The following is a 20,147-nucleotide window of genomic DNA, read 5'->3' on the forward strand; positions in this document are numbered from 1 at the left end:
CCACCATCATCTCCAGTGACGATGAACGCCGACGACGCTGTTTCCGCGCGGCCCGGTGACGACGCCCACCGAACGCGTCCGGTAGGGGCCATGGGCCGAGGCGCGGTGGCCGGAGATGGAACGGCCGGCCGGGCCGGTGGCCGAATAGCTTCGACGGCAGCGGTCCACAATTCCGTTCACGCAGGTGGAGTTGGAGGTGTAGATGCCGCCATTCGGGCCTATGCGCGTCGTCTGGCCGGAATAGACCAGCCCATTGCCGACGATGCTGCGGGAGAGATGGCCGCCATGGACCGTTCCGCGCCGCCACTCGGTCGCCTCCGCGGAAGTCACGCTCCCGACCGCAAGCAGGCCGATCCCGAGCAGCGTGGCCTTGAGCCAGAGATTCATGACGCGACATCCTCATCTTTGCCAGGCAGACGCCGGCAGGGCTGTGATGCTGCCGATACGCATCGAAGCCCACCACTCCTACGCGACCCGGGACGGAACCGCGCGGCGGGGGGCGTCGTCGCGCCGGCCGAACTCCCCAGGGCGACGCCCTGCCGGCGCGCTCACGTAGGACAGCCCGGCACCCTGCGTAGAAGTTGCCGGAAGAGGGCGCTGCCGCCCTCCGTGAGGGCCCACATGCGCACATCATCCCTGCCGCTTGTCATGCTGCTGCTGGGCACCAGCGCCTGCGCCTCCCCCGCACCGAGCGGCCGCGAGATGTTCCGGCAGCTCGACGTGAACGGGGATGGCGCGCTCCAGTTCTCCGAGATCCAGGCCGCGCGGGCCAACCTGTTCGATCGGCTCGACGTGAACCGTGATGGCGTCCTGGACGCGGACGAGGTGCGTCTCGCGCTGCAACGCCTTGGCGATCGGCGCGACATGGCCATGGCCTCCGCCGAGGACCTCGCCTCGCATTTCTCCCGCATGGACGCGGATGGCGATGGACGAATTTCGCGCCAGGAGTTCGCGAACTTCATTCCCGACCGCGTGAGGCGCGCCGACACGAATGGCGACGGCGTCCTGTCGCGCCGGGAGCTGAGAGCGATGCGCCGACAATAGGGGCGGCAGGGTCCCGCCGAGGCGACGGCCCCTCCCCTGGCCCACCCTCTCATCAGGAGACGAAGATGAAGCTCACATCCACCTTGGCGATGGCCGTCATGGCGCTCGGCCTGTCATGCGGCGCGGCGCTGGCGCATCCGGGCGTCACGACTGGCACCGTGAACATGCGCATCGGTCCTGGAACGCAGCATCCGGTTCTGGTCGCGGTCCCCACCAGCCAGCCCATCGTGATCATGGGCTGCCTGCCGGGCATGGCCTGGTGTGACGTGGTGTGGGCCGGGCACCGGGGATGGGTCTACGCCCGCTACATCCACTACGCGGCACCCGGATACGTCGTGCCGATCGCCACGGTTCATCACCGCATCCCCATGGTGTCCCCCTGGGTGGAGGCCTGGCGTGACGCGCGTGTCCAGTATCGCGTGCATCGGCGGATGGATCGCCGCTGGGACCGATGGGTGGGGAATTAACGCCGCCGCCGCGAGCCGGGGCGAGGCCGGGGCAAGGATCCTGGTGGCACGGCCGGCGCGCCGGAAGCGTCCTGGGCCTTCAGCCCTGAAGCAGCCCCTCCCGCAGCGCCGCCCAGCGCCGGGCGATCGCGGGCAGCAGGAACCCCTCCAGATGCGCCCGCCCCGCCTCGGCGCGGCGCGCGCGTTCCTCCGGATGGGTGGCCAGGTGATGGATGGCCTCGGCGATAACGCCAGGGTCGTCGGGGTCGGCGTAGAGCGCGGCCTCGCCCGCGGCCTCCGGCAGCCCGCCGCGGCGCGAGGCGACCAGCGCCGCCCCCGCCCCCAGCGCCTCCTGCGCCACGCGGCCGAAGGGCTCCTCCCACCGGTTGGGCATGACGATGATGGAAGCGCGCGCCATACGGGCCAGGGTGGCGGCGTGGTCGAGATAGCCCAGCATCTGCACCCCCGCCGCTTCCGCCTCAGCGCGCAGCGTGGTGACGAAGGGCGTGTCGGCCCGGCCGCCGAACCAGGCATCCCCGACCATTTCCGCCCGCCAGCCGGGCAGGCGCGGCAGGGCGCGGGCGCAGGCGGCGACGAAGCTGTCGGCGCCCTTCTCGGCATTGAGCCGCCCCACGAAGAGGATCAGCGCCTCACGCGGGGCAGGATCGGCCGGGAAGGCGGCGGGGTCATGCGGGTTGGGCAGCACATGGACGCGGGGCGCCAGTGCCTCCGGCAGCCCGTCCAGGAAATCCCGCCGCAGGAAGTCCGACACACAGGCCACGGCACGCACATGGCGCAGCAGCGCGGCGCGTTCCTCCGCGCGCCGCAGCCCGCCCATGCCCGAGGCCGCGTTGTGCAGCACCAGCACCACCGGGCAGGGCAGCGCCCGCGCCAGGTGGAGCGCCAACGGCGCGCGGTTGTGCGCCTCCACCACATCGGCCGGCTGGGCGCGCAGCCGGCGCGCGGCCGCGCGGGCATGGGCACGGTTGCGGCCGAGGAAGGCCAGCGGGCCGGGCGGCAGCCCCTCGAAGCGGCAGCCCTCGAAGGGGGCATCCTCCATCGGGCTGCCCAACACCATGGCCTCCCATCCCGGGGCGGGTGCGCGGGCCAGGTCCCGCACCACCAGGGCCACGCCGCCCGCGCCCCGGGGGCCGAAGCGCTCCTTGGCGGGCAGGACCATCGCGACGCGCCGGGGGGCGGACATGCGGCCACGCTTACCCAATGGCCCGCCGGGGGGCCAGCCTTGGCCCGCCGGCCCCAGCCTGTATAACCGCGCCGCAATCCAGGGAGGTCGCGTGGAGCAGACCAGCACGACACCGCCCAGCTGGCTGCGGCGTCTCGACGGGCCGGGCGGTGTCCTGGCCATGGCGGTGGGTGTGGCGATCCCCTGGGTGGTCATCGCCTCGCGTTCGGCGGCCGAGGCGGTGGTGGCCGGGCTCGCCGCCGGCTTCCTGCTGCACCTGCTGGCGACCCGCAACGCCGCGCCGCTGCGCGCGCCCTGGTTCCTGCTGGCCATGGCCTATTGGGCCTGGCTGGTGCTGGCCACGGCCCTGGCCGGGGCGGAGCCCGGGCAGATGCTGGCGGCGCTGAGCTGGGGGCGCTTCCCGCTCGCCACCCTCGCCATCGCCACATGGGCTTTTTCCAGCGCGCGGGCGCAGCGCCTGGCCCTCTGGGCGCTGGGCGGCGCCGTGGTCTTCGTGGGCCTGGAGATCTGGCTGCAATTCGTCTTCGGGCATGGGCTGGTGCGTTCGGGCACGGCGCTGCCAGGCTATATGCCCGGCCCCTTCCTCCGGCCGCGGGCCGGGGGCTATCTCGCGCTCACACTCTGGCCCCTGCTGGTGCCCGCGGTGGTGCTGCTGGCCACCTACGGCGCGCGGGGCCATGTGGCGGGCGTCGCGCTGGTGGCCGTGGCGGTCGGCGCCGTGCTGATGGCGGGGCAGCGCAGCCCGCTGATCATGGTGCTGTTCGGCCTCGTCCTGGCCGCGCTGGCGCTGCGCCCGCTGCGGCTGCCGGCGCTGGTGGCGGTGCTGGGCGGGGCGACGATGCTGGGGCTGGCCGCGATCGTGGCGCCCAACACCTTCTACCGCTACGCCGTTCACCTGCCGCAGCTGCTGGCCAACTTCCCGGAGACGCATTACGGCCAGATCCTGGCTCGCGCCTTGGCCATGGTGGAGGCGCATCCCTGGCTCGGCGCCGGCGCGGAGGCCTTCCGCACCGGCTGCTATGACCCGCGCTTCCACATCGGCTGGGGCGGGGTGGGCGATGGCGGCGGCGCCGCGATGTGCGTCACGCATGTGCACCATTTCTACCTGGAGGCGCTGGTGGATGCCGGCATCCCCGGGCTGGTGCTGTTCACCGCCTCCTGCCTCGCGCTGCTCTGGGCGCTGGGGCGGGGGGCGTTGAGCGACCCGCTGCGCCTGGGCCTGTTCCTGTCGGCGCTGATCGCGCTGTGGCCCGTGGCGACGGCCGGCGCCTATGCGGGCATTGACCAGGCGGGGCTGCGGGTCTTCCTGATGGGGCTGGGCCTCGCCCTCGCCGCGCGGCCGGCGACCTGAGCGTGCAGACCGTCATCTGCATGAAGTGGGGCACCCTCTACGGCCCCGAATACGCCAACCGCCTGCATGCCATGGTGCGGCGGAACACGCGGCGCCTGCTGCGCTTCGTCTGCTTCACCGAGGATGGGACGGGGCTTCACCCCGCCATCGAGGTGCAGCCCCTTCCCCCCATCCGCATCCCCGCCCACCACCAGCGTTTCCCCTGGCGCAAGATGTCCCTCTGGGGCGAGACGCTGGGCGACCTCACGGGCCAGGTGCTGTTCCTCGACCTCGACCTGGTGGTGACGGGCGATGTGGATGGCTTCTTCGACCACGCGCCGGACGAGGATTTCGTGGTGATCCGCAACTGGACCTCGCGGCCCCCCGCGGCAGGCGAGAGGGCCATCGGCAACACCTCCTGCTTCCGGCTGCGCGTGGGGTCGAACGCGCATCTGCTCGCCGCGGTGGAGGCGGATTTCGACGGCGTCTTCGCCGCGCACCGGATCGAGCAGGTGTTCATCTCCCGCCACGCCCACAGCATCGCCTTCTGGCCCGAGGGCTGGTGCGTCAGCTTCAAGCATTCCCTGCTGCCGCCCTGGCCCGCGCGGCTGTGGCGCCCGGCGCCGCTGCCGGCGGGCACGCGCCTCGTGGCCTTCACCGGCAAGCCCGACGTGCATGACGTGCTGGAAGGGCGCTGGCCCGCGCCCTGGTTCAAGAAATTCTACAAGACCCTGCGCCGGCCCGACTGGGTGGCGGCGCACTGGCGCGAATAATTCAGAACCAGCGGCGCACCTTGGCCTTGTAGTCCAGGTAGTCCTGGCCGAAGCGGCGCTCCAGATAGGCCTCCTCGCGCCGCACCACCAGGAAATCCAGCGCCAGGAAGATGCCGCCCACGGCCAGCCAGCCCCAGAGCGTGCCCCAGACCAGCGCCATGCCCGCCGCCACCAGCAGGAAGCCCGAATAGATCGGGTTGCGGCCCAGCCGGAAGGGGCCGCGCGCGACGAAGGCGGTGTCGGGCCTGTCGGGCCGCGGGTCATTGCCGGCGCGGACCAGCACCAGCAACGCCCAGCCCATCAGCAGGAAGGCCAGCAGCATCACCGGCAGGCCGAGTTCCGGCGCGGGCGGGCCCAGCATGACGGGGGCCAGCCAGTTCAGCGCCCAGGCCAGCATCAGCCCCGCCAGCACCATCAGCGGGGGCGGCACCTTCACGCCGGGGCCGTGGGCCTCGTCCTCAGGCGGGAACATCGGCCATGCCTTCGGGCAGGGTCATCCAGGCGGGCACCTCGGGCGTCAAAAGGGCCGCGCCGCATTCCAGCGCGCCGCCCCGCAGCGCCTCCAGCCGCAGCAGCGCGAGGCCCCGCCCGCCCCGGCCGGAGCGCATCTCGCCCAGTTCCACGCCCGCGCGCGTCACGGGCGTGCCGCGGGCCGGCAGGGGGCCTTCCACGCGCACCGGCACCAGGCGCCGCTTCACCAGGCCCCGATACTTGGTCCGCGCCGTGAGTTCCTGGCCCATGTAGCAGCCCTTGGTCCAGGAAACGCCGTGCAGCTCGTCGAAGCCGGCCTCGAGCAGCACCGACTTTTCCGAATCCATGTCGCGCCCGCCGTCAGGAATGCCCAGGGCCAGGCGGTGGAGGTCGTAATCCTCGGCCGTGGCGTCGGCCGGCAGGGGGGTGGGCGAGAGCACGCGCCATCCCGCCTCCTTGTGGCGGGGGTCGCGCCGCACCAGCCCCGCACCCGGCGGCCCCGCGCCCCAGGCGGCATGGACATGCCACTCCTCCGACGCATCCCGCAGCGCCACCTTGCTCCGCAGCCGGAAGCGCGAGAGGCGCTGCACCAGCTCCGGCACCTGGGCACGGTCGGCGTCCAGCAGCAGCGCCTCGCCTTCCGCGACCAGCAGGAAATCCGCCAGCCACTTGCCCTGCGGCGACAGCAGCGCGGCCCAGACGGCCGCCTGCCCGTCGGCGGCCGCCACGTCGTTGGAGATCAGCCCTTGCAGGAAGGCGACGCGGTCCGCGCCCGTCACCTCCACAACGCCCCGCTCGGGGAGGAATGCCATGGTCATGAACAGGATATCGGGGGCCCAGCCTCCCGCCTCAACCCCATGCATGTTAAGCCGCGCGGGTGGAAATCCTGTTCATCACCTCGAGCCGCATCGGGGACGCCGTGCTCTCGACCGGCCTCGCCGAACATCTGCGGCTGGCCCACCCCGAGGCGCGCTTCACCATCGCCTGCGGCCCCGCCGCGGCCGGGGTGTTCGCGCGCATGCCCGGGCGCGTGGCCACGCTGGTGCTGCGCAAGCGGCGCCTCGCCTTGCATTGGCTGGGCCTGTGGGCGCGATGCGTGACCCGCCGTTGGGACCTGGTGGTGGATCTGCGCGGCTCGGCCTTCGCCTGGACGGTGCCGGCGCGAAAGCGCGCGGTGAAGCGGGGCGGAAGGCGGCCGGGCCATCGCATCCTGCACATCGCGGAGGTGCTGGGCATCACCCCCGCCCCGCGGCCCGTCGCCTGGTTCGCGCCGGAGGACATGGCGCGCGTCGAACCCCTGCTGCCGGCGGCCCCCTTCCTGGTCCTCGGCCCCACGGCCACCTGGGCGCCCAAGATGTGGCCCACCGAGCGCTTCGTGGCCCTGGCCCAGAGGCTGACCGCGCCCGAAGGCCCCCTGCCCGGCGCACCCATCCTGATCCTGGGCGGGCCGGGCGCGGAGGAGGCCCGCATGGCCGCCCCCCTGCTGGCCGCCCTGCCCGAGGCCCGGCCGCTGATCGGCACGCTCTCCATCCCGGAGGTGACGGCGCTGCTCTCCCGCGCCGCGCTCTATGTCGGCAATGATTCCGGGCTGATGCATTTGGCGGCGGCGGCGGGCGCGCCCACGCTCGGGCTGTTCGGCCCCTCCATGGTCAGCGAATACGCGCCCATCGGGCCGCGCGCCCGCCCGGTGGTGGCGCCGGGCCGGGCCGGGCATGCGCCGATGCGGGGCCTGAGCGTCTCGGCCGCCCTGGCGGGTGCGCGGGAATTGCTGGCGCCGGAGCCCGTGGCCTGACCATGTTCGTCGTGGTCACCCAGAACTTCGCGCCGGATATCGGCGGGATCGCCATCGTGATGCACGCGCTGGCCGGCGCCCTGGCGGCGGAAGGCCCCGTCGAGGTCTTCGCCCACCGCATCCGCGGCGGCGGGCCGGAACTCGAGGGCCACCCCTACACCGCCCTGCACCGCTTCGGCGGCCCCAACCCGCTGCGCGGCTGGCGCAAGGGCTGGGCGCTGCGCGGGCCGCTGGCCAACCCCGCCTTGCGTGGCGTGCTCTGCGACAGTTGGAAGAGCGCCGAGATCCTGCCCCCCACCAGCGCCCCCGTGCTGGTGCCGGCCATGGGCATGGAATTGCCGCCGAACCCCTCGCCGCGCCGCATGCGCCGCATCCAGGCTGCCCTGGCGAAGGCGAGCGCGGTGCTGCCCATCTCGCGCCACACGGCGGCGGCGGTGGCGCCCTACCTCGCCCCCGGCACGCGGATGGAGATCATCCCACCCCCCATCGCCCCTCAGCCCGACCCCACGCCCGAGGCGCGCGCCGCCCTGCGCGCGCGGGTGGGCGCGGGGCCGCTGCTGGCCACGCTGTGTCGCCTGGAGAAGCGCAAGGGCGTGGACCGCGTCATCGCCGCCCTGCCCGAACTGCTGCCGCGCCATCCGGGCCTCGCCTTCGCCATCGCCGGTGAGGGCGAGGACCGCGCCCGGCTGGAAGCCCTGGCCGCCGAATTGCGTGTCACCCCGCACGTCCATTTCTTGGGCCGGGTGGATGACGCGCAGAAAGCCGCGCTGCTGGCCGAGTGCGCCGCCTTCGCCATGCCGGTGCGGCGCGAGGGCGCCTCGGTGGAGGGCTTCGGCATCGTCTACCTCGAGGCCGCCTGGCATGGCCGCCCCTCGCTCGCCGGCCGCGAGGGCGGCGCGGGCGATGCGGTGGAGGACGGCGTCACCGGCCTGCTCTGCGACGGCGCGGACCAGGCGAGCGTCACCACGCACCTCGCCGCCCTGCTGGACGACCCCGCCCGCGCCGACGCCATGGGCGCGGCCGCCGCGCGCCGCCTGCACGAGGGCTTCCTGCTGGACGCCGTCGCCCGCCGCTTCCTGGACCTGATGCCCCCGCGCGGAGACGCGGATTGAGCGCCATCGCGGGCCTAGTCCTGCGCGGGCGGCGCGTGCCCGATGCGGCGCCGCTGGAGGCGCTGTCGGCCGCCCTGGCCCATCGCGGCCCCGCCTCCGGCCCGCCCGTGCTGGGCCCGGGCCTCGGGCTGGTCGGGCGCGGCCTGCCGGCCGAGCCCCTCTCGGCCGGCGCGGCGACGCTGGTGGCGAGCCACCTCCTGGCCGCGCCCGAGGCGCTGCGCGCGGCCCAGGGCCTGCCCGAGGCGCGCGACGCCGAATTGCCCCTGCTGCTGTATCGCCGCCGGGGTCTCGATTTCGGCGCTGTGCTGGGCGGCGCCCATGCGCTGGCCGTGGCCGACCACGCCATGCGGCGCCTGGTGCTGGCGCGCGACGCCTTCGGGCTCGCGCCCCTCTATTTCGCGGAGACCTCGCTGGGGGTCGCCTTCGCCTCCGAACCCGCGGCGCTGATCGCGGCCGGCTTCGCCACACCCCGGCTGCGCCCCGCCGCGCGCGACGAATTGCTGCAACTGCGCTTCACCACCGGGGCCGAGACCATCTTCGAGGGCATCCAGCGCGTGCTGCCGGCCGAGTGCTTGGCCATCGCGGGCGGCGCCATCGTGGAGCGCCGCCGCGCGCCGCCCCTGCCCGAAGGTGGCCCCGAAGCCATCTCCGAGCCCGAGGCGCTGGCGCGCTTCGAGGCCGCCTTCCTGGCGAGCCTCGCCGCCCGGGTGCAAGGCGCCACCCCCGGCCTGCTGCTCACCGGCGGCGCGGGGGCGGCCGCGCTGGTCGCGGGTGTGGCGCGGCTGGGGCTGCCCCCCCTGCCCGCCTTCGCACCCGTGCTGGAGGGCCAGGCGGCACCCGGCGACGCCATTCCCATCCCCGTCACGCGCGACGCCTTCTGGGCCTGCCTGCCCGCCCTGGCGCAGGCGCTGGACGACCCCTCGGCCGAGCCCGCCCATGTGCTGCATTGGCTGCTGGCGGAGGCGGCGCGGGGGCAGGTCCCGGCGCTGCTGGCCCCCGATGGCTCCAGCGAATTGCTGGCCGGCCATGGCCGCCACCGCGCCGCCATGCGCCCCTGGTGGCTCTGGGGAAGGGCCATGCGCGCCCGCGGCGCCTTCGACCGGCTGGAGACGCTGGGCATCGAGCCGCGCGCTTGGCGCGACGGCATCGCCGCCGCCGAGACGGCCGAGGCGGGCTCCGGGCGCAGCCGGCTGCAGGTGGCCCAGGCGGTGGACATGGGCGACTGGCTCACCAACGGGCTGCTGGCCGGGCTTGATCGCTGCTGCGCGCGGCACGGGATCGAGGCGCGGGCGCCCTTCCTCGATGCCGGCGTCGTCGCCGCCACCTTCCGCCTGCCCGATGCGCTGAAGGTGCGGGGCGGCGAGGGCAAGCACCTGCTGCGCCGCTGGCTCGGCACGCCCTCGCCCCGCACGTCGCCGCGCCTGCCCATCGGCGCCTGGCTGGAGGCGGAGGCGGCGCGGCTCGGCCCGCTGGTCGCGCGCCAGCCCGGTGTCGCGGAGATCTGCCGGCCCGGCCGGGCCGAGGCGCTGTTCCGCCGCGCGACCGACCGCCGCGCCGGGGCCGCCGCGTGGAACCTGCTCTTCTACGCGCTGTGGCACCGGGCGCATGTCGAGGGTGTCGCGCCGCGCGGCGATGCCTTCGAGGCGCTGAGCTGACGCCTCAGCCCGCCAGCAGCCGCGCCGAATAGCCGCCGATAAACAGTCCCAGGATCAAATCCGTGACGACGAAGAGCGCCGCCGTGCCGCCGCTCACGTTCAGCGCGACCCGCACCACGAACCATTCCAGCCAGACGGCATAGCCCAGCGCCGCCAGCCCCAGCATGTTCGCGACCCAGCCCGGCAGGCCGAGCGCCGCCAGCAGGGCCATCGCCACCAGCAGGAGGAACTGCACCACATTGGTCCAGTTCCAGGCGGCCATGAATTGCGGCCATTGCTCGGCGCGCCCCGCCTGCGCCGCGAGCGGCAGTGAGACCACGGCGAAAGCCGTCCAGGACAGCGTGTAGCTGAGCAGCTCCACCACCACGGCGTAGGGAATGCCCGCCTCCGGCGTCCCGCGCGTGCCCCAGGAAAGCAGGCGCATCACGAGGAACATCGGCAGGCAGATCAGCGCCGCGCGGAAGGAGGCGCGGGCGGTGGCGAGGTCATTGGGCAGCAGCGCCAGCCCCTCGGGCCGGCCGCGCGCGAAGAGCAATGCGGCCGCGAGGCCCGCGGCGCTGCTGGGATTCAAGCTAGGCACTCCTCCAGGATCGCGGTGTAGACGCGCGACAGGGTGCGGAGGTTCTCCACCCCCGCGCGCTCATCCACCTGGTGGCCGGTGGCGCCGATGTCGCCGAACTCCGCCACGGGGCAGAAGGCGCGGATGAAGCGCGCGTCGGAGGTGCCGCCGCCGGCGTTCAGCTCCGGCTCCTCGCCGGTGGTGCGGCGGATGGCGCGTTGGAGCGCGTCCACGAAGGGGCCGGGCTCGGTCAGGAAGGGGTCGGCATTGCTGTCGGCCTGGAGGTCGTAGCGGCAGCCGGCCGCCGTCAGCGCCGCATTCAGCCGTTCGATCAGCCCCGCGCGGGTGTGCAGGTCGTTGAAGCGGATGTTCAGCATGGCCCGCGCGGTGGCGGGAATGACGTTGGCCGCCGTGTTGCCCACGTCGAAGCCCGTGATCTGGAGCGTGGAGGGCGGGAAGAATTCGGTGCCCTGGTCGAGCGGCGCGGCCAGCAGCGGCGTCAGCGCGGCCATGAGGCGATGCACCGGGTTGTCGGCGCGGGACGGCATGGCGCTGTGCCCCTGCTTGCCCTGCACCGTGATGCGCGCCGTCAGCGAACCGCGCCGGCCGATGCGGATCACGTCGCCCACATTGCGCGCGGAGGAGGGCTCGCCCACCAGCGCCATGTCGGGCACGAGGTCGCGCTCGGCCAGCCAGGGCATGACACGCGCCACGCCGTCCACGCTGCGCGCCTCCTCATCGCCCGTGATCAGGACGCTGATGGTGCCCGGGTGGTCCGGGTGGGCCGCGATGTAGTCCTTCAGCCCCGCCAGGAAGGAGGCGACACCCCCCTTCATGTCGTTGGAGCCGCGGCCATAGAGCCAGCCATCGCGCACCACGCCCGAGAAGGGGTCGTCCGTCCAATGCGCCGGGTCGCCGGGCGGCACCACGTCGGTGTGGCCACAATACATGAAGTGCGGCGAGGCCCCGCCGCCCTTCATGGCAAACAGGTTGTCCACCCGCCACTCATCCGGCCCGAACACCAGGCGCGAGCATTGGAAGCCCAGGCCCTCCAGGAAGCGCTGCACCACGTCCAGCGCCCCATGGTCGGCCGGGGTGACGGAGGGGCAGCGGATCAGGTCCTGCGCCAGGGGAATCGGGTCGGTGAGCGGCATGGGCCTCAATCCCGCAGCAGGTCGTTGATGGCGGTCTTGGCGCGGGTCTGCGCGTCCACCCGCTTCACGATCACGGCGCAGTAGAGGCTGGGCCCGGGCGTGCCGTCGGGCAGCGGCTTGCCGGGCAGCGAGCCGGGCACCACCACGGAATAGGAGGGCACGCGGCCCATGAAGATCTCGCCCGTGTTGCGATCCACGATCTTGGTGGTGGCACTGAGGAACACACCCATGGAGAGCACGCTGCCCTTCTCGACGATGACGCCCTCCACCACTTCGGAGCGCGCGCCAATAAAGCAATCATCCTCGATGATGACGGGGTTGGCCTGCAGCGGCTCCAGCACGCCGCCGATGCCGACACCGCCCGAGAGGTGCACGTTCTTGCCGATCTGCGCGCAGGAACCGACGGTGGCCCAGGTGTCCACCATGGTGTTCTCGCCCACATAGGCGCCGAGATTCACGAAGGAGGGCATCAGCACCACATTCGGCGCGATGTAGGCCGAACGCCGCGCCACGGCGCCGGGCACCGCGCGGAAGCCCGCTTCCTTCCAGCGGTTCGGGCCCCAGTCCGACCACTTCAGCGGCACCTTGTCGAAGGCGCCGGCGGAGGTCGCCATGGGCGCGCTGTCCTCGATGCGGAAGGAGAGCAGCACGGCCTGCTTCAGCCACTGGTTCACCACCCAGCCATTCTCGGTGGGGGCGGCGACGCGGGCCTGGCCGCGGTCCAGCATGTCGAGGGCGCTCTCGATGGCGTCGCGCGCCTCGCCGCGCGTACCGCTGTTGAGCGTGTCGCGCTTGTCCCAGAGGGCTTCGATGGTGGCTTGCAAGGTCATGTTCGGTCTCCTCCCGCTTGAATCGCAGCGCCTTGCCCCCCCGTCAATCGCGCCGCAACCCCGCCCAGGGCCGCGTCGCAGAGGAACGCCAGCGCGGCGGTGGCGGCGGCACCTTGCAGAATCAGCAGCTCATTCATCGTCTGCAGGCCGAGGATGATGGGCGTGCCGAGCGTGGCGGCCCCAGCCAGCGAGCCCACGGCCGCCGTGGCGGCGGCCAGCAGCACCGCCGTCCGGACACCCGGCAGCATGGCGGGCCAGGCCAGCGGCAGCACGACGCGCCACAGCGCCTGGCCCTCCGTCATGCCCATGGCGCGGGCGGCGAGCACGGCATCGGGCGGCGTCGCCTCGACGGCCGCGATGGTCGCGCGCAGAACGGGCATCAGGGCGTAGAGCGCGAGCGCCAGCAAAGTGGGCGCCGCGCCGAAGCCCAGCGCCGGGAAGGCCAGCGCCACCACCACCACGGGCGGGATGGCCTGGGCCGCGGCGGCGCCTGCATCGGCCACCGGGCGCAGGGCGCGCCCCGCCCCGGAAGGCCGCGTCACCCAGAGGCCGGCGGCGATGCCCAGCAGGATGGCCGGCCCCGCGCCCCCCAGCACCAGCAGCAGATGCTGCGCGGCCAGCGCCAGCAGGCGGGCGGTGTCGAAGGGGGCGCCCTCCAGCCCCAGGCCGCGCGCCACCAGCGCGGCACCCGGCGCGCTGGCCAGGGCCGCGAGCAAGCCGGCCAGGATCAGGGCCGGCAGCGGCCTCATCGCGGCAGCAGCGCGGACCAGGGCAGGTGCCGCGCGCCCACGGCCAGCACGGGCGCGCCCCGCTCCTGCATCAGGATCCAGGCCTCGGCGAGGCTGGCTTCGGGCGCGATCTCGGGCGCGGCGTCCGGCGCGGGGCCATCCAGCGCGGCATCTCCCACGCGCAGCAGCGAGAGGCGGCGCAGGGCCAGCGCCTCCGGCCCGAACAGCGCGCGCAGGAAGGGCGCGGCCGGGGGTGCCGCCAGCGCCGCCGCCTCGCCCGCCGCGACCAGTTGCCCCTCGCGCAGCACGATCAGGTGTGTGGCCAGTTCCAACGCCTCGATGGGGTCATGCGTGACCAGCAGGATGGTCTTGCCCGTCGCCGCATGGATGCGCGTCAGCTCCGCGCGGAGTTCCCGCCGCACGATGGGGTCCACCGCGCCGAAGGGCTCGTCCATCAGCAAGATGTCGGGGTCGGCGGCCAATGCGCGGGCCAGACCGACCCGCTGCGCCTGCCCGCCCGAAAGCGCCGCCGGCCGGCGCTGCGCCAGCGCCGGGTCCAGCCGCACCAGCGCCAGCAATTCCTCCACCCGCGCCGCGATGCGCGGCTGGGGCCAACCCAGCAGGGCCGGCACGGTGCCGATGTTGCGCGCCACCGACCAATGCGGGAACAGCCCCATGGACTGCATGACGTAGCCCACGGAGCGCCGCAGCCTGGCCGGGTCGGCCAGCGCCACATCCTCGCCGCGCACCCGCACCTGGCCGGCGCTGGGCGTTGCCATGCGGTTGACCAGCCGCAGCAGCGTGGTCTTGCCCGAACCGGATGGCCCCACCAGCACGGCCAGCGCGCCAGGGGGAATGGCGACGGAGACGCCGCGGACCGCCTCCGCCGCGCCGAAACGCACCGAGACGTCGTCGAACTCGATCATGCCCGCCGCTCCATGGCACCGAGCCCCGCATCCACGGCGAGCGCCAGCGCCACCACCGGCAGCGCGCCCAGCAGGATCAGGTCGGTCGCGAATTGCGCCATGCCCTCGAAGACCAGCGCGCCGAGGCCGCCCGCGCCGACCAGGCCCCCAAGCGTCACCAGCCCCACCGCCTGTACCGCCGCCACGCGCAGCCCGCCGAGGAAATGCGGCAGGCCGAGCGGCAGCCGCACCCAGGCCAGCATCCGCCCGCGCCCCATGCCCAACGCGGTCGCGGCCTGGAGCACGGCGGGGTCGGTGGCCGTCAGCCCGGTGCGGAGGGCGCGCAGCAGCGGCAGCGACAGGTAGAGCGCGATGCCGATCAGGGCCGGGGTCGCGCCGATGGCGCCCAGCCCCGCGGCGCGCAGCCCGGGGAAGGCCCCCAGCAGCGCCGCCAGCACCGGCACCAGCAGCCCGAACAGCGCGATGGCCGGCACCACCTGCACGCCGCCCAGCAGCGTGTCGAAGAAGGCGCCGAGCCGGGCGGAGGCCAGCCCCGCCAGCGCGAGCATGCTCGCCAGGGCCAGCGCCAGCCCCAGCGCGGCCAGGGACAGCCAGAGATGCGTGAGCAGCGCCGCCGCCACCGCCTCCCGCCGCGCGTGGAACTCGACGGCCAGGGAAAGCCCGTCCAGCACGCCGCCCCAGGCCAGCGCGCCCAGGCCCAGTGCCAGCAGCGCCGCCGCGAGGACGCGGGCCGGTCCCGGCCAGAAGACCAAGGCCGCCAGCGCGGCCAGCGCCAGCCAGGCCGCGGCCCCCAGCGTGGCGCGCGCGGCCGGCGCCGCGCCCTCCAGCAGCCCGGCGGCGGCCATCCCCAGCGCGGCCAGCAGCACCAGCAGGGCGGCGGCGGCGGCAAGCGGTGCCCCGCGCCAGGGCGCGGCCCCCGTCAGCAACAGCGGAAGCGACAGGAGGGCCCAGCCGGGCAACACGTCCCGCGCCATGAGCGGCGCGCCGGGCATCAGCCGGTTGGGCGCGAGCGAAAGCGCATCCTGCCCCCAGATCAGCGCCACCAGCGCCAACCCGGCCGGCAGCAGGCGCGGCCAGGCGGGCGTCACCTCAGCGCGCCGCGGCCTCCAGATGGGCGCGGGCCACGTCGCGCGCGGGGCGGCCCTCCACCGCGATCTGCGCGTTCAGCCTTTGCAGCGTGGTCAGGTCCAGGCTGGCGAAGGCGGCATCGAGCGGCGCGCGCATGGCGGGGAAACGGTCCAGCACGGCCTGGCGCACCACGGGGGCGGCCTCATAGACGATCTGGGCGCCCTTGGTGTCGGTCATCACCACGAGGTTCAGCGCGGAGATGGCGCCATCCGTCCCATAGACCATCGCGGCATTCACGCCCGAGATCTGCTGCGCGGCCGAGCGCATGGTCACCGCCGTGTCGCCGCCCGGCAGCACCACGATGCGGTCGCGCGGGAAGGTGAAGCCGTAGGTGCGCTCGAAGCTCGGCAGGGCGGCGGCGCTTTCCACGAACTCGGCGGAGGCCGCGAGGCGCAGCACGCCACGCCCGGCGGCCGCGGCCAGGTCCTCCATGGTGCGGAGGTTCTCGCGCGTCGCCACGTCGCGGCGCACCGCGATGGCCCAGGTGTTGTTGGCCGGCGCGCGGCCGAGCCAGGCCAGGCCCTGCGGCGCATCCAGCTCGCGCGCCAGGGCGTGCGCCTGGTCGGCGTTCTTCCAGGCGGGGTCGTCGGCGCGGTTGTGGAAGAAGGCGGCGTTGCCGGTGTATTCGGGGTAGAGGTCGATCTCGCCCGCCACCAGCGCGGCGCGGACGATGCGCGTGGGGCCGAGCGAAAGCCGCGCCTCGGCCGGCACGCCCGCGCGCTCCAGCACCGCCAGGATCAGGTTGCCCAGCAGCGCGCCCTCGGTGTCGATCTTGGAAGAAACGACCACGCGGTCGCGGCTCTGCGCGGAAGCCACGGCCGGCGCCGCCAGCACCAGCCCCGCCAGCGCGCGGCGTCCGAGGAAATGCGCCATCCGTCTCAACCCTGTTCCAGTTCGCTGTCCCAATAGAGATAGTCCCGCCAGCTCTCGTGCAAATGGTTGGGCGGGAAGGCGCGGCCGTTTTCCTGCAATTCCCAGCTGGTGGGCTGGCGCGGGGTGGCGCGGGGCAGCATCTGGCATTCACGCGGCAGCTTGTCGGCCTTCCTGAGATTGCACGGGCCGCAGGCGGCGACCACGTTTTCCCAGTTGGTTCGGCCGCCGCGGCTGCGCGGGATGACGTGGTCGAAGGTCAAATCCTGCGCCGGCCGCCCGTCGCCGCAATACTGGCATTCGAAGCGGTCGCGCAGGAACACGTTGAATCGCGTGAAGGCCGGGCGGCGCGCGGCGGGGATGTATTCGCGCAGCGCGATGACGGAGGGCAGGCGCAGCGCGAAGGAGGGGGAACGCACCTCCGTCTCGTATTCGCTCAGCACGGACACGCGGTCGAGAACCACGGCCTTCACCGCGTCCTGCCAGGCCCAGACGGACAGCGGGAAGTAGGATAGCGGGCGGAAATCCGCGTTCAGCACCAGGGCGGGGAAGCCGCCGGGGCCGTTGATCTGCGGAATGAGGCTGCCGTCGGGCAAGCGAAGCTCCTCCACGTCTCGCATGGCGCGGAAGCCGGACCCGGAGGGAGCGGGCGCGCTCCCGATTCGGTTCTGCGCCACAACTGCAGCGCAGGCATGACAGGGATGCCGCACCGCCGCAAGCCAAGCGCCGGAGGGGGCTTGGCGGTTTCACCGGCCCGTCACACTCGCGCGCCCACACAAGCCCTTGCCGCAACGGAGAAAGGGCGTGAAAGGATGGCCCGCATGATCCAGGGCGCCGTCACCCGCTTCGCCCCCTCGCCCACCGGGCTGCTGCATCTGGGCCATGCGCATGCCGCGCTGTTCGCCGCGCGGGCGGGGGGCCGCTTCCTGTTGCGGCTGGAGGACATTGACGCCACCCGCTGCCGCCCGGAATTCACCGCCGCCATCTTGCAGGATCTGGAATGGCTCGGCCTGCGCTGGGAGGTGCCGGTGCGGGTGCAGTCCATGCATTTCGCGGAGTATCGCGCGGTGCTGGCCGCACTTTCCCACCGCCGCCTGCTCTACCCCTGCTTCTGCACCCGGGCCGACATCGCCGCCGCCGTCGCCGCCCAGCACGGGCCGGCCCATGTCTATCCGGGCACCTGCCGGGGGCTGGACCCGGGCCTGGCCGCCGCCCGCGTGGCCGCCGGCGAGGCCCATGCGCTGCGCCTCGATGTGGCGCGCGCCCTGGCCGAGACCGGCCCCCTCGCCTTCCAGGACCTGGTCCACGGCCCCCGCCGCTGCGACCCCCTGGCCCAGGGCGATGTGGTCCTGGCGCGCAAGGACATCCCCGCCAGCTACCACCTCTGCGTGACGCATGATGACGCCCTGCAGGGTGTCACCCTCGTCACCCGTGGCGAGGATCTGCTGGAAGCCACCGACATCCACCGCCTGCTCCAGGCGCTGATGGGCTGGCCGGAACCCTGCTACGCCCATCACGCCCTGATCCGCGACGCCGAGGGGCGGCGCCTGGCGAAGCGCGACCAGGCCCCCACCCTGCGCGCCCTGCGCGAGGCCGGGCGCAGCCCCGCCGAGGTCCGCGCCATGGCCGGCTTTCCGGATTGAGGGTAGCGTCGCGTTTGTGACCCAACGCAGCACCGGCCTCCTTCTCCTGATCGTGACGGCGCTGTGCTGGGGATCCAACTGGCCTTTGCTCAAGCTGCTGCTGGCCGAGATGCCGCCGCTCGGCGCCCGCGCCTATGCGGGCTTCATCGCGGCCGCGCTGGTGGGGGCCATCGCGCTGGCGCGGGGTGAAAGCCTTGCCGTCCCGCGCGAGCAATGGGGCCGCGTCTGGCTCTTCGCCCTGCTGAACGTCACGGCCTGGATGGGCTTCGCCTCCATGGCGCTGCTCTGGCTCGCCGCCGGCGAGGCCGCCATCATCGCCTACACCATGCCCGTCTGGGCCGCGCTGCTGGCCTGGCTGATCCTGGGCGAGCCGCTGGGCTGGGCCAAGGTCGCGGCGCTGGCGCTGGGCACGCTGGGGGTCGCGCTGCTGTTCACTCCGCAGGAGGTCGAGATCGGCCCGGACAAGGTGCTGGGCGGGGCCATGCTGCTGGCCGCCGCGCTGCTCTTCGCGCTGGGCGCGGTCATCGCCAAGCGCAAGCCACTGGCCCTGCCGCCGCTCTCGGCGGTGACCTGGCAGTTGGGGCTGGGCAGCCTGCCGCTGTTCCTCGTCTCCTCGTTATGGGAGGAGGTGGACTGGGCCGCCCTCTCCCCCGCCGGCTGGGGGTATTTCCTCTGGATGGCGGTGGGGCCGCTCGGCATCGCCTACATGACCTGGTTCGGCGCGCTGCGGCGCCTGCCGGCCTCCACCGCGGCGTTGGGCACGCTGCTGACGCCCGTGGTGGGGACGCTCGGCGCCGCCTGGCTGGTGGGTGAGGCGCTGGGCTGGCGGCAATGGGGGGCGCTGGCCTGCATCGTGCTGGGCGTGGCATTGGCGGTGCGCCCGCCGCCCGCCCGCCCGCGTCACTGATTGGAATTGTAACTTATGGACCTTCCCCTGCTCCGCCTGCTGCCCGGCCGTGACCGGCGCGTGAAGGGGGGCCACCCCTGGGCCTATTCCAACGAGGTGGCCATGTCGCCCGAGGCCCGCGCCCTGCCGCCCGGAAGCCCGGTGCGGCTGGAGGGCGATGACGGGGTGAAGCACGGCATCTGGCAGTTCAACCCTCACAGCCTCATCGCGGCCCGCGTGCTGGACCGCGACCCCTCCGCCCGCCCCGACGCCGCCTGGTTCCGGGCCCGCATCGCCGAGGCGCTGTCCCTGCGCGAACGCCTGGGCGTCGCCCGCCACTGCCGCCTAGTGCATGCCGAGGCCGATGGGCTGCCCGGCCTGATCCTGGACCGGCACGGCGATGCGGTGGCGCTGCAGGCCAACACCGCCGGCATGGAGGCCGCGACCCCGCTGGTGCTGGAGGCGCTGCACGCCCTTCTTGGCCCCCGCGCGGTGGTGGCGCGCAATGACAGCCCGGTGCGGACGCTGGAGGGCCTGCCCCTCGAATCCCGCCTGCTGCACGGCGCCGACGCCACGGCGCGCATCGAGGAAGGCGGCCTCGCCTTCGAGATGGACCTGCTCTCCGGCCAGAAGACCGGCTGGTTCCACGACCAGCGCGAGAACCGCGCGCGCGTGGCCGCCCTGGCCCCCGGCGCCACCATGCTGGACGCCTTCTGCCACACGGGCGGCTTCGGGCTGGTGGCGGCACAGGCCGGGGCCGCGCATGTGACGCTGCTGGACCGTTCGGAGCCGGCGCTCGCGCTGGCCATGCGGACGGCGGCCGCGCATGGGTTGGCCGAGCGCGTCACCGCCCAGCGCGGCGAGGCGCTGGAGGCACTGGAACGCATGGTGGGCATGGGCCGCCGCTTCGAGGTGGTGGTGGCCGACCCGCCGGCCTTCGCCAAGGCGCGCAAGGACATCCCGGCGGCGCTGCGGGCCTATCTGCGCCTCGCGCGGCTTTGCGCGCAGCTGGTGGCGCCGGGGGGCGTGCTGTTCATCGCCTCCTGCTCCCACCACGTCGCCCCGCCCGACTTCGCGGAGGCGGTGGCCCAGGGCGTCTGGCGGGCACGGCGCGAGGCGCGGCTGCTGTTCCAGGGCGGCGCGGGGCCGGACCACCCGGTGCACCCGCTGCTGCCCGAGAGCGCCTATCTCAAGGCGCTGCTGTTCCAGCTGCGATGACGCGGGAGGCGGCCTGGCGCGCCTCGACCTATCGGGCGGGGCCGGTGGTGGCGCGCGTGGGCCGGCGATCGGCCTCGGCCGACGCTTGGCTGGCGGCACAGGGGGTGTGGGCGGGGGCCATCATCACCGCCTGGAACCCCATGTGTCGCAAGCATCCGCCAAGATGGAACGAGCGCGCCCAGGACCGGCTGCGCGCCGCCACGCGACGTTGGGCGCGCGCGGAGGGGTTCAGTGGCACGACACGCTGGCAGGAGCACAACCTGCTGCTGGCCGCCGACCCGCGCGTGGTGGCGGCGCTGGCACGGCGCTTCCGGCAGGCGGCCATCCTGGTGCTGCGGAAGGGCCGGCCGGCGCGGCTGCGCGCCTTCATCTGAATGG

Annotated in this window: 23 protein-coding genes; 11 read left to right on the plus strand and 12 right to left on the minus strand. The window is 73.9% G+C overall.

What is annotated here, in order from left to right; genetic code table 11:
* Window positions 1-6: 6 nt before the first annotated feature.
* Entirely contained in the window at window positions 7-387 is a 381-nt protein-coding gene (locus tag JTN19_RS05475) for a hypothetical protein (RefSeq protein ID WP_206930909.1), read from the minus strand.
* A 261-nt stretch (window positions 388-648) separates the two neighbouring features.
* On the opposite strand from JTN19_RS05475, the gene JTN19_RS05480 reads away from it, so the two are divergent.
* Together JTN19_RS05480 and JTN19_RS05485 are read left to right on the plus strand one after the other, a co-directional pair.
* Entirely contained in the window at window positions 649-1,044 is a 396-nt protein-coding gene (locus JTN19_RS05480; protein WP_206930910.1) for an EF-hand domain-containing protein, read from the plus strand.
* A 65-nt stretch (window positions 1,045-1,109) separates the two neighbouring features.
* Entirely contained in the window at window positions 1,110-1,511 is a 402-nt protein-coding gene (locus JTN19_RS05485) for an SH3 domain-containing protein (RefSeq protein ID WP_206930911.1), read from the plus strand.
* 79 nt (window positions 1,512-1,590) lie between these two features.
* On the opposite strand, the gene JTN19_RS05490 is transcribed toward JTN19_RS05485, so the two are convergent.
* Complete coding sequence (locus JTN19_RS05490; protein ID WP_206930912.1) at window positions 1,591-2,694, minus strand: glycosyltransferase family 4 protein; 1,104 nt, start codon at window positions 2,692-2,694, stop codon at window positions 1,591-1,593.
* A 91-nt stretch (window positions 2,695-2,785) separates the two neighbouring features.
* Here JTN19_RS05490 and JTN19_RS20495 point away from each other — a divergent pair, with 91 nt between their 5' ends.
* Complete coding sequence (locus JTN19_RS20495; protein WP_206930913.1) at window positions 2,786-4,045, plus strand: O-antigen ligase family protein; 1,260 nt, start codon at window positions 2,786-2,788, stop codon at window positions 4,043-4,045.
* A gap of 20 nt (window positions 4,046-4,065) precedes the next feature.
* On the plus strand, window positions 4,066-4,797 hold the full coding sequence (locus tag JTN19_RS05500) for a hypothetical protein (protein ID WP_206930914.1): 732 nt from the start codon (window positions 4,066-4,068) through the stop codon (window positions 4,795-4,797).
* A 1-nt stretch (window position 4,798) separates the two neighbouring features.
* Here the strand turns inward: JTN19_RS05500 and JTN19_RS05505 are convergent, their stop codons facing one another.
* Together JTN19_RS05505 and ygfZ are read right to left on the minus strand one after the other, a co-directional pair.
* Window positions 4,799-5,269, minus strand: coding sequence for a methyltransferase family protein (locus JTN19_RS05505; RefSeq protein ID WP_206930915.1), 471 nt, complete (start codon window positions 5,267-5,269; stop codon window positions 4,799-4,801).
* The gene (gene ygfZ / locus JTN19_RS05510; protein WP_206930916.1) at window positions 5,256-6,086 is read right to left on the minus strand and encodes a CAF17-like 4Fe-4S cluster assembly/insertion protein YgfZ; all 831 of its coding nucleotides are present in this window, start codon (window positions 6,084-6,086) and stop codon (window positions 5,256-5,258) included. The genes JTN19_RS05505 and ygfZ overlap by 14 nt, the downstream gene beginning before the upstream one ends.
* A gap of 59 nt (window positions 6,087-6,145) precedes the next feature.
* Between ygfZ and JTN19_RS05515 the strand changes: the two genes are divergently transcribed.
* The 3 genes from JTN19_RS05515 to JTN19_RS05525 are packed head-to-tail and all read left to right on the plus strand — an operon-like array spanning window position 6,146 to window position 9,827.
* On the plus strand, window positions 6,146-7,060 hold the full coding sequence (locus JTN19_RS05515; RefSeq protein ID WP_206930917.1) for a glycosyltransferase family 9 protein: 915 nt from the start codon (window positions 6,146-6,148) through the stop codon (window positions 7,058-7,060).
* A 2-nt stretch (window positions 7,061-7,062) separates the two neighbouring features.
* Window positions 7,063-8,172 carry a glycosyltransferase family 4 protein gene (locus JTN19_RS05520; RefSeq protein ID WP_206930918.1) on the plus strand — a complete coding sequence of 370 codons (1,110 nt, stop codon included), beginning with the start codon at window positions 7,063-7,065 and terminating at the stop codon, window positions 8,170-8,172.
* Window positions 8,169-9,827, plus strand: coding sequence for an asparagine synthetase B family protein (locus JTN19_RS05525; protein WP_206930919.1), 1,659 nt, complete (start codon window positions 8,169-8,171; stop codon window positions 9,825-9,827). Before JTN19_RS05520 ends, JTN19_RS05525 begins: the two co-directional genes overlap by 4 nt.
* 4 nt (window positions 9,828-9,831) lie before the next feature.
* On the opposite strand, the gene JTN19_RS05530 is transcribed toward JTN19_RS05525, so the two are convergent.
* The 8 genes from JTN19_RS05530 to JTN19_RS05565 are packed head-to-tail and all read right to left on the minus strand — an operon-like array spanning window position 9,832 to window position 16,618.
* Complete coding sequence (locus JTN19_RS05530; RefSeq protein WP_206930920.1) at window positions 9,832-10,398, minus strand: hypothetical protein; 567 nt, start codon at window positions 10,396-10,398, stop codon at window positions 9,832-9,834.
* Window positions 10,395-11,540, minus strand: a complete 1,146-nt coding sequence (dapE, locus tag JTN19_RS05535) for a succinyl-diaminopimelate desuccinylase (protein ID WP_206930921.1) — start codon at window positions 11,538-11,540, stop codon at window positions 10,395-10,397. Before dapE ends, JTN19_RS05530 begins: the two co-directional genes overlap by 4 nt.
* Window positions 11,541-11,545: 5 nt before the next feature.
* Window positions 11,546-12,370: a 2,3,4,5-tetrahydropyridine-2,6-dicarboxylate N-succinyltransferase gene (dapD, locus tag JTN19_RS05540; RefSeq protein ID WP_206930922.1), complete on the minus strand. Its 825-nt coding sequence runs from the start codon at window positions 12,368-12,370 to the stop codon at window positions 11,546-11,548.
* Complete coding sequence (locus JTN19_RS05545) at window positions 12,367-13,119, minus strand: ABC transporter permease subunit (RefSeq protein ID WP_206930923.1); 753 nt, start codon at window positions 13,117-13,119, stop codon at window positions 12,367-12,369. The genes dapD and JTN19_RS05545 overlap by 4 nt, the downstream gene beginning before the upstream one ends.
* A complete protein-coding gene (locus tag JTN19_RS05550; RefSeq protein WP_206930924.1) occupies window positions 13,116-14,024 on the minus strand; it encodes an ATP-binding cassette domain-containing protein in 909 nt (302 codons plus the stop codon). Before JTN19_RS05550 ends, JTN19_RS05545 begins: the two co-directional genes overlap by 4 nt.
* A complete protein-coding gene (locus tag JTN19_RS20500; RefSeq protein ID WP_206930925.1) occupies window positions 14,021-15,112 on the minus strand; it encodes an ABC transporter permease subunit in 1,092 nt (363 codons plus the stop codon). Before JTN19_RS20500 ends, JTN19_RS05550 begins: the two co-directional genes overlap by 4 nt.
* A gap of 1 nt (window position 15,113) precedes the next feature.
* Window positions 15,114-16,025 carry a glycine betaine ABC transporter substrate-binding protein gene (locus JTN19_RS05560; RefSeq protein WP_206930926.1) on the minus strand — a complete coding sequence of 304 codons (912 nt, stop codon included), beginning with the start codon at window positions 16,023-16,025 and terminating at the stop codon, window positions 15,114-15,116.
* 5 nt (window positions 16,026-16,030) lie between these two features.
* Window positions 16,031-16,618: an HNH endonuclease gene (locus JTN19_RS05565; protein WP_242530899.1), complete on the minus strand. Its 588-nt coding sequence runs from the start codon at window positions 16,616-16,618 to the stop codon at window positions 16,031-16,033.
* A 225-nt stretch (window positions 16,619-16,843) separates the two neighbouring features.
* On the opposite strand from JTN19_RS05565, the gene gluQRS reads away from it, so the two are divergent.
* The 4 genes from gluQRS to JTN19_RS05585 are packed head-to-tail and all read left to right on the plus strand — an operon-like array spanning window position 16,844 to window position 20,143.
* Window positions 16,844-17,665 carry a tRNA glutamyl-Q(34) synthetase GluQRS gene (gluQRS, locus tag JTN19_RS05570; RefSeq protein ID WP_206930928.1) on the plus strand — a complete coding sequence of 274 codons (822 nt, stop codon included), beginning with the start codon at window positions 16,844-16,846 and terminating at the stop codon, window positions 17,663-17,665.
* Between the two features lie 16 nt (window positions 17,666-17,681).
* Complete coding sequence (locus JTN19_RS20505) at window positions 17,682-18,572, plus strand: DMT family transporter (protein WP_340643282.1); 891 nt, start codon at window positions 17,682-17,684, stop codon at window positions 18,570-18,572.
* A gap of 15 nt (window positions 18,573-18,587) precedes the next feature.
* Entirely contained in the window at window positions 18,588-19,769 is a 1,182-nt protein-coding gene (locus JTN19_RS05580; protein WP_206930929.1) for a class I SAM-dependent rRNA methyltransferase, read from the plus strand.
* Window positions 19,766-20,143 carry a DUF3293 domain-containing protein gene (locus JTN19_RS05585; RefSeq protein WP_206930930.1) on the plus strand — a complete coding sequence of 126 codons (378 nt, stop codon included), beginning with the start codon at window positions 19,766-19,768 and terminating at the stop codon, window positions 20,141-20,143. Before JTN19_RS05580 ends, JTN19_RS05585 begins: the two co-directional genes overlap by 4 nt.
* Window positions 20,144-20,147: the final 4 nt, after the last annotated feature.

It is taken from the genome of Roseococcus thiosulfatophilus, from assembly GCF_017311575.1.
Classification (GTDB): Bacteria; Pseudomonadota; Alphaproteobacteria; order Acetobacterales; family Acetobacteraceae; genus Roseococcus; species Roseococcus thiosulfatophilus.